This is a genomic window from Pseudomonas sp. DD1 (assembly GCF_044510355.1).
GTDB classification, from domain to species: Bacteria; Pseudomonadota; Gammaproteobacteria; order Pseudomonadales; family Pseudomonadaceae; genus Aquipseudomonas; species Aquipseudomonas shahriarae.
The window spans coordinates 101,923-115,662 of record NZ_MSAJ01000003.1 but is presented as its reverse complement, the minus strand read 5'-3'; the positions used below and the strand labels follow the sequence as shown (position 1 = coordinate 115,662).

Here is a 13,740-nt window from a genome sequence, read left to right as displayed (position 1 = left end):
ATTCGCGAGCAAGCCCGCTCCCACATTTGATTGTGCCCGCCTTTAGTTAGGCGGCCTGCTGGAACTGCTGGCGATACTGGTTCGGCGACAGTTCCGTGTGCTGCCTGAACAGTCGCGCAAAAAAGCTCGCATCGTCGTAGCCCACCTCATAGCTGATGGTCTTGATGCTCTTGCGGCTGCCCGACAACAACCCCTTGGCTGTCTCGATGCGCAGGCGTTGCAGGTAGTGCAGCGGCTTGTCGCCGGTAGCGGTCTGGAAGCGCCGCATAAAGTTGCGGATGCTCATGCCGTGTTCACGGGCCACGTCTTCAAAGCGGAACTTGTCGGCGAAGTGCTCTTCGAGCCAATGCTGGATCTGCAGGATGATCACATCCTGGTGCAGCTTCTGCCCACCAAAACCGATGCGTCCCGGCGCGTAGCTGCGCTGCACTTCGTAAAGGATGTCGCGGGCCACGGCCTGGGCGATGTTGGCGCCGCAGAAGCGCTCGATCAGATAAATGTAGAGATCGCAGGCTGACGTGGTGCCCCCGGCGCAGTACAGGTTATCGGCGTCGGTCAGGTGCTTGTCCTGATTGAGCTGGACCTTGGGGAAGCGTTCGCTGAAGGCGTTGAAGAAGCGCCAGTAGGTGGTCGCTTCCTTGCCATCGAGCAGGCCGGCTTCGGCGAGCCAGAACACTCCGGTGGCCTCACCGCATAACACCGCCCCGCGCGCATGTTGCTCGCGCAGCCAGGGCAGGATCTGTGGGTAGCGTTTGCTCAGGGCGTCGAAGTCATCCCAGAAGGCCGGCAGCACAATGATATCGGCGTTTTCCAGGCCGCCGTCGACCGGCATGATCACATCGCTGAAGCTGCACACCGATTGCCCATCGGGGCTTACCAGGCGGGTTTCAAAGGCCGGCGTGAGGCCCAGGCCCTGCTGTTTGCCGTAACGCAGGCTGGCGAGGTGGAAGAAATCCTTGGCTTGCATGAGGGTGGAAGCAAACACCCGGTCAATGGCCAAAATGCTGACGCGCCGCAAGGGCGTGGAGACGAGGTTAGACATAATTTCGATTATTCTTATAGGGGAAAGTGGTCAACTAACGGCTGGATCGTCTTATTTTTTGTCGCATGTGTCCAGTGTCCTGTGACGTCCGTGCAGCTTAGGCTCTGTGATCTTGTTTTTGTCCGACAATCGACGCAGGTGACTCATGATTCCCAGAACCTTGTTCAGCTCCGAGCACGAACTCTTCCGCCAGAGCGTGCGCACCTTCCTCGAAAAAGACGCGGTGCCGTACCATGCGCAATGGGAAAAGCAGGGCCATATTGATCGCGCCCTGTGGAGCAAGGCGGGGGAGGCGGGGATGCTGTGCTCGCACCTGCCGGAGGAATATGGCGGCCTGGGCGCCGACTTTCTCTACAGCACCGTGGTGATCGAAGAGATCGGCCGCCTGGGGCTGACCGGGATTGGCTTCTCCCTGCATTCGGACATTGTTGCGCCGTATATCCTGCATTACGGCAGCGAGGCGCTGAAGCACAAGTACCTGCCCAAGCTCGTTTCCGGGGAGATGGTCACGGCCATTGCCATGACCGAGCCGGGCGCCGGGTCTGATCTGCAAGGGGTCAAGACCACCGCCGTGCTGGACGGCGATGAGTATGTAATCAACGGCTCCAAGACTTTTATTACCAATGGCTTCCTGGCGGACCTGGTGATTGTGGTGGCCAAGACCGATCCCAAGGCCGGCGCCAAGGGCACCAGTCTGTTTCTGGTCGAGGCCAATACGCCGGGCTTCGACAAGGGCAAGCGCCTGGAAAAGGTCGGGATGAAGGCTCAGGACACCTCCGAGCTGTTCTTCCAGGACGTGCGGGTGCCCAAGGAGAACCTGCTGGGCCAGGCGGGAATGGGCTTTGCCTACCTGATGCAGGAGCTGCCCCAGGAGCGCCTGACCGTGGCGATCGGCGCCCTGGCGTCGGCCGAGGCGGCGCTGCAATGGACCCTGGACTACACCCGCGAGCGCAAGGCGTTCGGCAAGGCGATTGCCGACTTCCAGAACACCCGCTTCAAGCTGGCGGAGATCGCCACCGAGGTGCAGATTGGTCGGGTGTTTGTCGACAAGTGCCTGGAACAGCACCTGCAAGGCAAGCTGGATGTGCCGACGGCGGCGATGGCCAAATACTGGACCACTGACCTGCAATGCAAGGTGCTCGATGAGTGTGTGCAGTTGCACGGCGGCTACGGTTACATGTGGGAATACCCGATTGCCCGGGCCTGGGCGGATGCGCGGGTACAGCGCATTTATGCGGGGACCAATGAGATCATGAAGGAGATCATTGCGCGGGCGCTTTGAATCTCTGGTGCTGTTGAGGGCCCCATCGCAGGCAAGCCAGCGCCCACATTACCGATCAAATGTGGGCGCTGGCTTGCCTGCGATGGCGGCCTGAAGGTCAATCAAGGCGCAGGATTTGGGTGATCCTTCTGAATCGCCTCGATCCCGTCCAACACCTCTTTCGACAGTTTCAGATCAGCACTGGCGATATTGCTGTCCAACTGCGCAAGCGTCGTCGCGCCAATGATATTGCTGGTCACAAACGGCTGCTGCGTGACAAACGCCAGGGCCATCTGCGCCGGGTCCAGGCCGTGCTCGCGGGCCAGGGCCACATAGCGGCTGCACGCGGCTTCCGATTGCGGGTTGAAGTAGCGGCTGAAGCGGCTGTAGAGACTCAAGCGACCCTTGGCCGGCCGTGCGCCGCCTTCGTACTTGCCGCTGAGCATGCCGAATGCCAGTGGCGAATATGCCAGCAAGCCACATTGCTCACGGATGGCGATTTCTGCCAGGCCCACTTCAAAGCTGCGGTTGAGCAGGTTGTAGGGGTTCTGAATCGACACCGCGCGGGTCCAGCCACGGGCCTCGGCCAGGGCCAGGAACTTCATGGTGCCCCACGGCGTTTCATTGGACAGGCCGATATGGCGGATCTTGCCGGCCTTGACCTGCTCGTCGAGGGCTTCGAGGGTTTCTTCCAGCGGTGTGAGGTCGGGCTCTTCCTGGTGCTTGTAGCTCAGTTGGCCGAAGAAGTTGGTGCTGCGTTCCGGCCAGTGCAGTTGGTACAGGTCGATCCAGTCGGTCTGCAGGCGCTTGAGGCTGGCGTCCAGGGCGTCGACGATGTGCTTGCGGTTGTGCTTGAGCTGGCCGTCGCGGATGTAGTCGATGGTGTTGCCGGGGCCGGCGATCTTGCTGGCGAGGATCCAGTCGGCGCGGTCGCCCCGACTCTTGAAGTAGTTGCCGATGTAGCGTTCGGTGGTGGCGTAGGTGTCAGCCTTGGGGGGGACCGGGTACATTTCTGCGGTATCGAGGAAGTTGATCCCCGCACCTTTGGCTCTTTCAATCTGGGCGAAGGCCTCTGCCTCGGTGTTTTGCTCGCCCCAGGTCATGGTCCCGAGGCAGATCGCGCTCACGTTCAGATCGGTCCGGCCCAGCTGTCGATAATCCATCGGGTGCTCCTTCGGGGAAAACAATCATAAAAGCAGGTTGAATTTTTTTTCGCAATCTGCATAATTGCCCACCTCTTTCTGCAGTGGAAGTGATGCGCCGCCTGCCGAAGAATCTTGCCGTTGAACGGACGCGCTGACCCGAGCCCCCGATAGCGTCTGTATCCGGCTGCCTTTGACTTGTCAAAGTACGCACTATTCAGTAAGATCCGCCGTCTAATTTACAGGGCGGCCCCTGAGGCTATTAAAGAATGACAACTTTTACTGCAAAACCGGAAACAGTTCAGCGCGACTGGTTTGTCGTCGACGCCGCTGGTCAGACCCTGGGTCGTCTGGCCACTGAAGTCGCCAGCCGTCTGCGTGGCAAGCACAAGCCTGAGTACACCCCTCACGTTGATACCGGTGACTACATCGTAATCATCAACGCTGAGCAGGTTCGTGTAACCGGCAACAAAGCAAGCGACAAAATGTACTACCGTCACTCCGGTTTCCCAGGCGGTATCAAGTCTTCGAACTTCGAAGGCCTGATTGCCAAGAAGCCTGAAGCCCCGATCGAGATCGCGGTTAAAGGTATGCTGCCGAAGGGCCCACTGGGTCGCGACATGTATCGCAAGCTGAAAGTCTATGCGGGCGCTGCTCACCCTCATGCTGCTCAGCAGCCCCAAGAACTGAAGTTTTAACGGAATAGTTCATTATGTCGGCGACTCAAAATTACGGCACTGGCCGTCGCAAAACCGCAACCGCACGCGTTTTCCTGCGTCCGGGCACTGGTAACATCTCGATCAACAACCGCACTCTGGACAACTTCTTCGGCCGCGAAACTGCCCGCATGGTAGTTCGTCAGCCGCTGGAACTGACCGAGACCGTTGAAAAGTTCGACATCTACGTCACCGTTATCGGTGGCGGTGTAAGTGGTCAAGCTGGCGCAATCCGCCACGGTATCACTCGCGCTCTGATGCAGTACGACGAAACCCTGCGCGGCGCTCTGCGCAAAGCTGGCTTCGTGACTCGCGATGCCCGTGAAGTTGAACGTAAGAAAGTCGGTCTGCGTAAAGCGCGTAAGCGTCCGCAGTACTCGAAGCGTTAATTCGCTTTACGTTCCACAAAAACGCCCAGCCTCCTCGCGGAGCTGGGCGTTTTTTATTGCCCGCTTTTTATGCAGGTTTTTTCTGTGTGACAACTTGCCACATCCGTAGACCCCCTATACTACAAGGCTTGGGGCTTAGGCTCCGGGTAATTACCTTGTCAGAGGTGGGGCTTTTCATTACCATTCGGCAAAATTTTTATAAGTTCAGATTTAATACTTAGTAGACGCCTGATTTAACAGGCCAAAAAGCTGATGGGAGAGGACTGAATGAGCAATGACGGCGTGAATGCAGGCCGGCGTCGCTTCTTGGTAGCAGCCACATCCGTTGTGGGTGCTGCAGGAGCGGTGGGGGCTGCGGTCCCGTTCGTGGGGTCATGGTTTCCCAGTGCCAAGGCGAAAGCCGCAGGTGCACCGGTGAAGGTGAATGTCAGCAAGATCGAGCCAGGCCAGCAGATGATTGCTGAGTGGCGCGGCCAGCCAGTATTCATCGTTCGTCGTACCGAGGAAATCCTGGGGAATCTGAAGAAAATCGAGGGCCAGTTGTCTGACCCCGAATCCAAGAATTCCGAACAACCCGCCTACGCCCAAAACGAAGCGCGTTCGATCAAGCCAGAGATTCTGCTGCTGGTCGGTCTTTGCACGCACCTGGGCTGCTCGCCGACCTTCCGCCCGGAAGTCGCGCCTGTGGATCTGGGCAAGGACTGGGTTGGCGGCTATTTCTGCCCTTGCCACGGTTCCCACTACGACCTGGCCGGTCGCGTCTACAAATCCCAGCCTGCTCCGTTGAACCTGCCGGTTCCGCCGCACAACTACGAATCTGACGACGTTATTGTCATTGGTGTCGATAAGGAGAGCGCGTAATGAGCAAGTTCATGGATTGGGTGGATGCGCGCTTCCCCGCCACCAAAATGTGGGAAGACCATCTCAGCAAGTATTACGCGCCGAAGAACTTCAACTTCTTCTATTTCTTTGGCTCCCTGGCATTGCTGGTACTGGTCAATCAGATCGTGACCGGTGTCTGGCTGACCATGAGCTACACCCCGTCGGCGGAAGAAGCGTTTGCCTCCGTCGAATACATCATGCGCGACGTCGAGTACGGCTCGATCCTGCGTCTGTTGCACTCCACTGGCGCTTCGGCGTTCTTCATCGTGGTCTATCTGCACATGTTCCGTGGCTTGCTCTACGGCTCGTACCAGAAGCCGCGTGAGCTGGTGTGGGTGTTTGGCATGCTGATCTACCTGGCACTGATGGCAGAGGCCTTCATGGGCTACCTGCTGCCTTGGGGCCAGATGTCCTACTGGGGGGCCCAGGTGATCATCTCGCTGTTTGGCGCGATCCCGGTCATCGGCAACGACCTGACCCAGTGGATCCGTGGTGACTACCTGATTTCGGGCATCACCCTGAACCGCTTCTTTGCCTTGCATGTGGTGGCCTTGCCGATCGTGATTCTCGGTCTGGTGGTGCTGCACATCCTGGCGCTGCACGAAGTGGGTTCGAACAACCCGGACGGCGTGGACATCAAGAAGCACAAGGACGAGAACGGCATTCCGCTGGACGGCATTCCTTTCCACCCTTACTACACCGTGAAAGATATCGTCGGCGTGGTGGTGTTCCTGTTTGTCTTCTGCTCGATTGTGTTCTTCTTCCCGGAAATGGGCGGCTATTTCCTCGAAAAGCCTAACTTCGAACAGGCGAACGCATTCAAGACTCCGGAACACATTGCCCCGGTCTGGTACTTCACGCCGTTCTACGCCATTTTGCGGGCGATCCCCGACAAGCTCATGGGCGTTATCGCCATGGGTGCGGCCATTGCGGTGCTGTTCGTGTTGCCTTGGCTCGACCGTAGCCCGGTCAAGTCCATGCGCTACAAGGGCTGGCTGAGCAAAATCTGGCTGTGGGTGTTCTGCATCTCGTTCGTGATCCTGGGCGTGCTGGGCGTACTGGCGCCGACCCCTGAGCGGACGTTGCTGTCGCAGGTCTGCACCTTCCTGTACTTCGCCTACTTCATTCTGATGCCGTTCTACACCCGGCTCGAGAAGACAAAACCGGTTCCGGAAAGGGTGACTGGCTGATGAAAAAATTATTCGCTGCATTGATTCTTGCTGCCCTGCCGGCACTGTCCTTCGCGGCCGGGTCTGGCGTGGCACTGGAAAAAGTCGACATTGACGTTTCTGACAAGGCTGCCATGCAAGACGGCGCCCGTACGTTCGCCAACTACTGCATGGGCTGCCACAGCGCCAAGTTCCAGCGTTACGAGCGCGTGGCCGATGACCTGGGCATCCCTCATGAGCTGATGCTCAAGAACCTGGTGTTCACCGGTGCCAAGATTGGCGACCACATGAACATCGGCATGCAACCGGCCGACGCCAAGGCCTGGTTCGGGGCTGCACCGCCCGACCTGACCCTGGTAGCACGCGTACGTGGCACCGACTGGCTGTATGGCTACCTGAAATCGTTCTACGAAGACCCTACGCGCCCATGGGGCGTGAACAACAAGGTCTTCCCGAACGTGGGTATGCCTAACGTGCTGGTCGGCCTGCAAGGCCGTCAGGTGGTCGGATGCAAGCAGGTTCAAGTCGTGGAAAACGGCAAGAAGCAATATGACCCGCTGACCGGCACGCCGTTGACCCACGAAGCCTGTGACCAACTGACCATCGTGCCCAAGAGCGGCGCGCTGAACGAGGAGCAGTTCGACGAGAAGGTCAAGAACCTGGTGACCTTCCTGGCTTACTCCGCCAACCCGGTCAAACTGGAGCATCAACGCATCGGTACCTATGTGTTGCTGTACCTGGCTTTCTTCTTCGTATTCGCTTATTTGCTCAAGCGTGAATACTGGAAGGATGTGCATTGATCCAACCTTAGGCAATTGCTGTTAATCTTGCGCGCCCAGCGACGTCTCTGAACGGGTAACGCTCTGGTTGATCCAGGTGTTACAGGAGATGCTTTCTGGGCGCGCTCGTTTTTGAGCTTTCGATAATTTCAACAAGCGAGGAGGACCGCCATGGGCGTGACCAACCGGTTGGCCTGTTACTCCGACCCCGCCGACCACTATTCCCACCGAGTACGCATCGTGCTCGCAGAGAAGGGTGTCAGCGCCGAGATCATCAGTGTGGAGGTGGGACGTCACCCGCCGAAACTGATCGAAGTGAACCCTTACGGCAGCTTGCCCACCCTGGTCGATCGTGACCTGGCGTTGTGGGAGTCAACCGTGGTGATGGAATATCTGGATGAGCGTTACCCCCATCCACCTTTGCTGCCGGTGTATCCGGTGGCGCGTGCCAACAGCCGCCTGCTGATCCATCGGATCCAGCGTGACTGGTGTGGGCTGGTGGATCTGATTCTGGATACACGCAGCAAAGAAGCGGCCCGTGTGCAGGCGCGTAAGGAATTGCGCGAGAGCCTGACCGGCGTTTCTCCATTGTTCGCCGACAAACCTTTTTTCCTCAGTGAGGAACAAAGCCTGGTGGATTGCTGCCTATTACCCATACTCTGGCGTTTGCCGATTCTGGGCATTGAACTGCCGCGGCCTGCCAAGCCGCTGCTTGATTACATGGAGCGCCAGTTTGCGCGTGAGGCTTTCCAGGCAAGTCTGTCTGGCGTCGAACGTGATATGCGCTAAGGCTTAAGGAGCCGTTGATGAACTCCAGTCGACCTTACCTGGTCCGCGCGCTCTACGAGTGGATTGTGGACAACGATTGCACCCCGCATATGCTGGTCAATTCCGAGTTTCCTGCGGTGCAGGTGCCACAAGGTTTTGCCAGTGACGGACAGATTGTCCTGAACGTTTCGCCCAGTGCCGTGCGTCAACTGCACATGGACAATGAAGCGGTCAGCTTTGAAGGGCGTTTTGGTGGGGTACCCCATACGCTCTATGTGCCCATCGGCGCGATCCTGGGCATTTATGCCCGGGAGAATGGCCAGGGCATGGTGTTTGATCTGGAGTCGTCCCTTGAAGACGACGAAGCGATTGAAATTGAAGATGATCTGCCGCCACCTGATTCCGAGCCACCGCGCCCTAGCGGCCGGCCGAGCTTGAAAGTGGTGAAGTGACAAAACATGCGCCTTCGGGCATGTGTTGAAAGTGCCCCGGCTTAGGCTGGGGCATTTTTTTGCGCGCGATAAACCTTGGGCAAATCATGCAGGGCGGTGATCGTACAACTCGCTTGGGCTATGATGCCCTTTTGAATCATCGAGATAGTTGCCTGCTCATGGAAAACCTCAGCACAGCCCCGCGTCTTCCTCGCAAGCGCCGTAGCCTTGCCCAGGAACTGGTCACGGTGTTGTCCGAACAGATCCGCGATGGCCAGCTCAAGCGTGGCGACAAACTGCCCACCGAGTCAGCCATCATGGAAGCCCATGGGGTCAGCCGCACGGTGGTGCGCGAAGCGATCTCGCGGCTGCAGGCAGCCGGGCAGGTGGAAACCCGGCATGGCATCGGCACCTTTGTGCTGGATACGCCGAGCCCCAGCGGGTTCCGCATTGATCCGGCGACCGTGGTCACGCTGCGTGATGTACTGGCGATCCTCGAATTGCGCATCAGCCTGGAAGTGGAGTCTGCTGGTCTCGCGGCCCAGCGTCGCAGTGACGAGCAGTTGGCAGCGATGCGCGCGGCCCTCGATGCCCTGAATGAAAGTGCAGCGCACGCCAGTGATGCGGTAGCGTCGGACTTCCAGTTCCACTTGCAGATTGCCCTGTCCACCGGCAACCGTTACTTCACCGATATCATGACCCACCTGGGCACCAGCATTATTCCGCGGACCCGCCTGAATTCTGCGCGCCTGGCCCATGACGACCAGCAGCACTACATGAGCCGCCTGAGCCGTGAGCACGAAGAGATTTATGAGGCGATTGCCCGCCAGGATTCGGATGCAGCGCGGGCGGCGATGAGATTGCATTTGACCAATAGTCGAGAGCGGCTGCGCCAGGCTCATGAAGAGGCGCAGGCGCAGCGGGGGTAATTCGGTGATTGCTAGGGAGGCATTTACGCCAGGAAAAAGTCGATTTGCTTAACTTCGCCATCTTTGATTTGGAAGTTTTTGCCTATGATCAATTCAGGCGGATCACCATCAAGTTGAACGGTATCACCGATATTGGGTAGGTCCACAGCATCGATATTCTGCGTTGCTGCTTTGAATTTGTTGGATTTGGATGTAAACGTGCATTTTCTAGTAGCCATGGCATGCCTCACTATTTCTCGATTACTGAAGGGCCTCCAAGGTGACTGCACCTCTTGCGGCAGAGGTTACCCGGTGGTGGCGTTCAATCTAGGGGCGACGGGTACATCGCTGATACTGTCAAAATTCACAGTGACGACGAACGGTCCCCTGTATACGAGTCATCCGTACACAGGGGCGCTGTGGCTACATCAAGGCAGCGGGTTATTTGGTTTGTAGTCCTTAAGCAACAGATACGTACTCCACCCCCACCAATCATTGGTCCACTGCTTGTCATTCAAGTTGTTGACGTCCTTGCGCCGCAACACCTTGTCGCCTTCGGCCTTGAACAGCGGCGAAAAGTTATTCGCTGGATTGTTCGCCGCGTTCAAGTCCGGCACATGCAGTGGTGCCTTGAATGTGGCCGGGGAGGGCGCGATACCGCTGATGTACGCGTCGAAGATCTCATCGGCCGAAGCCTGTACCGCACGCTTGACCTGAGTGCGGTTGGCGGCGTCATTGCTATCGAAGTAGCGTTTGTCGCCATAGGCATGCCACTCGTCGCCCAGGGCATTGCGTACATTGAGCCCGAACTTGCTGTCTTCATCGTGCATAAAGCGGCTGATCAACGACCCCAGTTCACCCGGTGTCACCACGGCCGCCAGTTGTTTGCGTGGGACGCGCAGGTGCCCTGCGGAAAACAGGTCGGTCAAAAAGTGATCAGCAAAGCTGTTCATGGCGTAAGCCAGTTCCAATTGCTGGCTACTGCCGCTTTGGTGAGCCACCACCGCTTGTTGCAGGGCGGCAGAATGCCCGGCCAGGTAGGCAGACAGCGCCCACTCGCCGAAATGGTCGGCATTATCGGCCGCCAGCTTCAAGTAGCGCCCCAGGGGAACCATGGCTGAAACCACGCTGCCGCCGCCGGTGATACGGTTCCACTCTTCGGACAACGTATCTCCTAGTGCGTCGTAGGCCTCATGGGGTTGCTTGCCATCCTGAATGGCCTGCTTCACTGCGTTGATCTCTTTTTGCATGACCGCGAGGATTTTGCCCGCTTCCTCCCGTGACGCCGGCAAAGTCGCCAGCGAGTTAAACGCGGCGGTGAAGCGCTGCACACGCTCGGTGGGTGACGCGCCGTCACTGATGGGCTGGCCGGGAATTCCGTAGAAGTCACCGCCCAGGGAGATGATCTGACCATAGGTCAGGGCCAGGCCGTTGGGTAGGTGAAGCTTGACTTGCGCGCCCGGAATAGAGGGCGCGCCCTGCACGAAGCGCAGCTGGGTGTCATCGCCAATGGCGGTGTGCTCGCCGCCTTCAAAGCGCAGGGAGGGGAGGGTTTTGCGGGTAATGACCGATTCAAGTTCTGACATGTTAGCTCCTTGCTATGTCGTAGGAATCTTCCTTGATAACTGTATGTATATACAGTTATTGCGAGAATAGAGGAATAATTCCCTACGTCAAGGCGCTCGTTACTAATGACCTCGAAATACCGGCAAGCCGACAAAAGAAGATTGACGAACATTTTTATAGTTGTACGATGACGTACGACATAAATAATAACGTTCCAGTCTTCGTCTTTGCCCAGGGTGTTCAAATAATGAATCCACAAGAACTGAAGTCCATCCTCTCCCACGGTCTGCTGTCTTTCCCGGTCACCGATTTCAATGCCCAGGGTGAGTTCCACCCGGCGGGCTATATCAAGCGCTTGGAGTGGCTGGCCCCGTATGGCGCCTCTGCGTTGTTTGCGGCGGGCGGCACCGGTGAGTTTTTCTCCCTGGCAGCCAGTGAATACGCCCAAGTGGTGAAAACCGCAGTCGATACCTGCGCTACCAGCGTGCCGATCCTCGCCGGTGTCGGCGGCTCCACCCGCCAGGCCATCGAGTACGCCCAGGAAGCCGAGCGCCTGGGGGCCAAAGGCCTGCTGCTGTTGCCGCACTACCTGACCGAAGCCAGCCAGGATGGCGTCGCCGCCCATGTCGAGGCGGTGTGCAAGTCGGTAAAAATCGGTGTGGTGGTCTACAACCGCAATGTCTGCCGCCTGACCGCGCCGCTGCTGGAGCGCCTGGCCGAACGTTGCCCGAACCTGATTGGCTACAAGGATGGCCTGGGTGATATCGAGCTGATGGTGTCGATCCGCCGTCGTCTCGGTGATCGTTTCAGCTACCTGGGCGGCTTGCCGACTGCAGAGGTTTACGCCGCTGCCTACAAGGCCCTGGGCGTGCCGGTGTACTCCTCGGCAGTCTTCAACTTTATTCCCAAGACCGCGATGGACTTCTACCACGCGATTGCCCGGGAAGATCACGCCACCGTCAACAAGATCATCGACGACTTCTTCCTGCCTTACCTGGACCTGCGTAACCGCAAGGCCGGCTATGCCGTGAGCATCGTCAAGGCGGGCGCAAAAATCGCCGGCTATGACGCAGGCCCGGTACGCACCCCGCTGACCGATCTGCTGCCAGAAGAATACGAAGCCCTGGCCGCGCTGATCGACAAGCAAGGTGCGCAGTAACCCATTAATAAAGCCGCTGAGTGATCAGCGGCTTTTTGCGTAAGGAGAACAGGCGTGTCCCAAGCCAAGCGTTTTGACAACTACATCGGCGGCCAATGGGTGGCCGGTGCGGACTACTCAAGCAATATCAACCCGTCGGATCTGTCGGATGTCATCGGCGATTTCGCCACGGCCGACCTGGCCCAGGTCAACGCCGCCATCGACGCGGCCCGCGCGGCGTTCCCGGCGTGGTCGACCTCCGGCATCCAGGCCCGGCATGACGCCCTGGATAAAGTCGGCAGCGAGATCCTAGTCCGCCGTGAAGAACTCGGAACGCTGCTGGCCCGCGAAGAGGGCAAGACCCTGCCGGAAGCCATCGGCGAAGTGACCCGTGCCGGTAACATCTTCAAGTTTTTTGCCGGCGAGTGCCTGCGCCTGTCCGGTGATTACCTGCCGTCGGTGCGCCCTGGGGTCAATGTTGAAGTCACCCGCGAAGCCTTGGGCGTGGTAGGCCTGATTACCCCGTGGAACTTCCCGATTGCCATCCCCGCCTGGAAAATCGCCCCGGCCCTGGCCTACGGCAACTGCGTGGTGCTCAAGCCGGCAGACCTGGTGCCCGGCTGTGCCTGGGCCCTGGCCGAAATCATCTCCCGCGCCGGCTTCCCCAGTGGCGTGTTCAACCTGGTGATGGGCAGCGGCCGCGTCGTCGGCGATGCGCTGGTCAACAGCCGGCAGGTCGATGGCATCAGCTTTACCGGCTCCGTGGGCGTGGGCCGACAGATCGCAGTCAGTTGCGTGTCGCGCCAGGCCAAGGTGCAGCTGGAAATGGGCGGCAAAAACCCGCAGATCATTCTCGACGATGCCGACCTCAAGCAGGCCGTCGAGTTGTCGGTGCAGAGCGCGTTCTACTCCACCGGCCAGCGTTGCACGGCGTCCAGTCGCTTTATCGTCACGGCGGGGATCCACGACCGGTTCGTCGCGGCCATGGCCGAGCGCATGCAGTCGATCAAGGTCGGCCATGCCCTGCACGCCGGCACCGATATCGGACCGGTGGTGTCCCAGGCCCAACTGGACCAGGACCTGAAATACATCGACATCGGCCAGGGCGAGGGTGCGCGGCTGGTCAGCGGTGGTGGCTTGGTGACGTGTGACACCGAAGGTTACTTCCTGGCGCCGACTCTGTTCGCCGACAGCCAGGCCGCCATGCGCATCAGCCGTGAAGAAATCTTCGGCCCGGTGGCCAATGTCGTGCGCGTGGCGGACTACGAAGCGGCACTGGCCATGGCCAACGACACCGAATTCGGTTTGTCGGCAGGCATTGCCACCACCTCGCTCAAGTATGCCAACCACTTCAAGCGCCACTCCCAGGCAGGGATGGTGATGGTCAACCTGCCGACGGCGGGTGTGGATTATCACGTTCCCTTTGGTGGGCGTAAGGGCTCATCCTACGGTTCGCGTGAGCAAGGTCGCTATGCGCAAGAGTTCTACACCGTGGTGAAAACCAGCTACATCGGCTCGTAAACGCAATACGTGTGGGAGCCGGCAATCC

The 13,740-nt window shown here is 58.7% G+C and carries 15 protein-coding genes; 11 read left to right on the top strand and 4 right to left on the bottom strand.

Annotated elements, in window-relative coordinates:
- Positions 1–46: 46 nt before the first annotated feature.
- On the bottom strand, positions 47–967 hold the full coding sequence (locus tag PSFL_RS02715) for a GlxA family transcriptional regulator (RefSeq protein WP_169866093.1): 921 nt from the start codon (positions 965–967) through the stop codon (positions 47–49).
- A gap of 220 nt (positions 968–1,187) precedes the next feature.
- Between PSFL_RS02715 and PSFL_RS02710 the strand changes: the two genes are divergently transcribed.
- Positions 1,188–2,324, top strand: a complete 1,137-nt coding sequence (locus PSFL_RS02710) for an acyl-CoA dehydrogenase family protein (RefSeq protein WP_057958436.1) — start codon at positions 1,188–1,190, stop codon at positions 2,322–2,324.
- 101 nt (positions 2,325–2,425) lie between these two features.
- Here PSFL_RS02710 and PSFL_RS02705 read toward each other — a convergent pair whose 3' ends face one another.
- Positions 2,426–3,466 (bottom strand): NADP(H)-dependent aldo-keto reductase, encoded by a 1,041-nt coding sequence (locus PSFL_RS02705; RefSeq protein ID WP_115129002.1) that lies wholly within the window; start codon positions 3,464–3,466, stop codon positions 2,426–2,428.
- A gap of 248 nt (positions 3,467–3,714) precedes the next feature.
- Between PSFL_RS02705 and rplM the strand changes: the two genes are divergently transcribed.
- From rplM to PSFL_RS02665, 8 genes are all read left to right on the top strand, one after another.
- On the top strand, positions 3,715–4,143 hold the full coding sequence (rplM, locus tag PSFL_RS02700) for a 50S ribosomal protein L13 (protein ID WP_029291908.1): 429 nt from the start codon (positions 3,715–3,717) through the stop codon (positions 4,141–4,143).
- Between the two features lie 14 nt (positions 4,144–4,157).
- On the top strand, positions 4,158–4,550 hold the full coding sequence (gene rpsI / locus PSFL_RS02695; RefSeq protein WP_003171743.1) for a 30S ribosomal protein S9: 393 nt from the start codon (positions 4,158–4,160) through the stop codon (positions 4,548–4,550).
- Between the two features lie 267 nt (positions 4,551–4,817).
- Positions 4,818–5,411, top strand: coding sequence for a ubiquinol-cytochrome c reductase iron-sulfur subunit (petA, locus tag PSFL_RS02690; RefSeq protein ID WP_032860120.1), 594 nt, complete (start codon positions 4,818–4,820; stop codon positions 5,409–5,411).
- Positions 5,411–6,622: a cytochrome bc complex cytochrome b subunit gene (locus tag PSFL_RS02685; protein WP_003188526.1), complete on the top strand. Its 1,212-nt coding sequence runs from the start codon at positions 5,411–5,413 to the stop codon at positions 6,620–6,622. The genes petA and PSFL_RS02685 overlap by 1 nt, the downstream gene beginning before the upstream one ends.
- Positions 6,622–7,401, top strand: coding sequence for a cytochrome c1 (locus PSFL_RS02680; protein ID WP_057438069.1), 780 nt, complete (start codon positions 6,622–6,624; stop codon positions 7,399–7,401). Before PSFL_RS02685 ends, PSFL_RS02680 begins: the two co-directional genes overlap by 1 nt.
- Before the next feature lie 150 nt (positions 7,402–7,551).
- Entirely contained in the window at positions 7,552–8,169 is a 618-nt protein-coding gene (locus PSFL_RS02675) for a glutathione S-transferase N-terminal domain-containing protein (RefSeq protein WP_027604841.1), read from the top strand.
- A 17-nt stretch (positions 8,170–8,186) separates the two neighbouring features.
- Positions 8,187–8,600: a ClpXP protease specificity-enhancing factor gene (locus PSFL_RS02670; protein ID WP_057438071.1), complete on the top strand. Its 414-nt coding sequence runs from the start codon at positions 8,187–8,189 to the stop codon at positions 8,598–8,600.
- A gap of 158 nt (positions 8,601–8,758) precedes the next feature.
- A complete protein-coding gene (locus PSFL_RS02665; protein ID WP_057958438.1) occupies positions 8,759–9,508 on the top strand; it encodes a FadR/GntR family transcriptional regulator in 750 nt (249 codons plus the stop codon).
- A gap of 23 nt (positions 9,509–9,531) precedes the next feature.
- On the opposite strand, the gene PSFL_RS02660 is transcribed toward PSFL_RS02665, so the two are convergent.
- Together PSFL_RS02660 and PSFL_RS02655 are read right to left on the bottom strand one after the other, a co-directional pair.
- Entirely contained in the window at positions 9,532–9,726 is a 195-nt protein-coding gene (locus PSFL_RS02660; protein ID WP_169959766.1) for a hypothetical protein, read from the bottom strand.
- Positions 9,727–9,915: 189 nt separating this feature from the next.
- A complete protein-coding gene (locus PSFL_RS02655; protein WP_169959765.1) occupies positions 9,916–11,073 on the bottom strand; it encodes a phospholipase in 1,158 nt (385 codons plus the stop codon).
- A gap of 227 nt (positions 11,074–11,300) precedes the next feature.
- Here PSFL_RS02655 and kdgD point away from each other — a divergent pair, with 227 nt between their 5' ends.
- Complete coding sequence (gene kdgD, locus PSFL_RS02650) at positions 11,301–12,212, top strand: 5-dehydro-4-deoxyglucarate dehydratase (protein ID WP_057438078.1); 912 nt, start codon at positions 11,301–11,303, stop codon at positions 12,210–12,212.
- Positions 12,213–12,266: 54 nt separating this feature from the next.
- Positions 12,267–13,712, top strand: coding sequence for an aldehyde dehydrogenase family protein (locus PSFL_RS02645; protein WP_115129000.1), 1,446 nt, complete (start codon positions 12,267–12,269; stop codon positions 13,710–13,712).
- Positions 13,713–13,740: the final 28 nt, after the last annotated feature.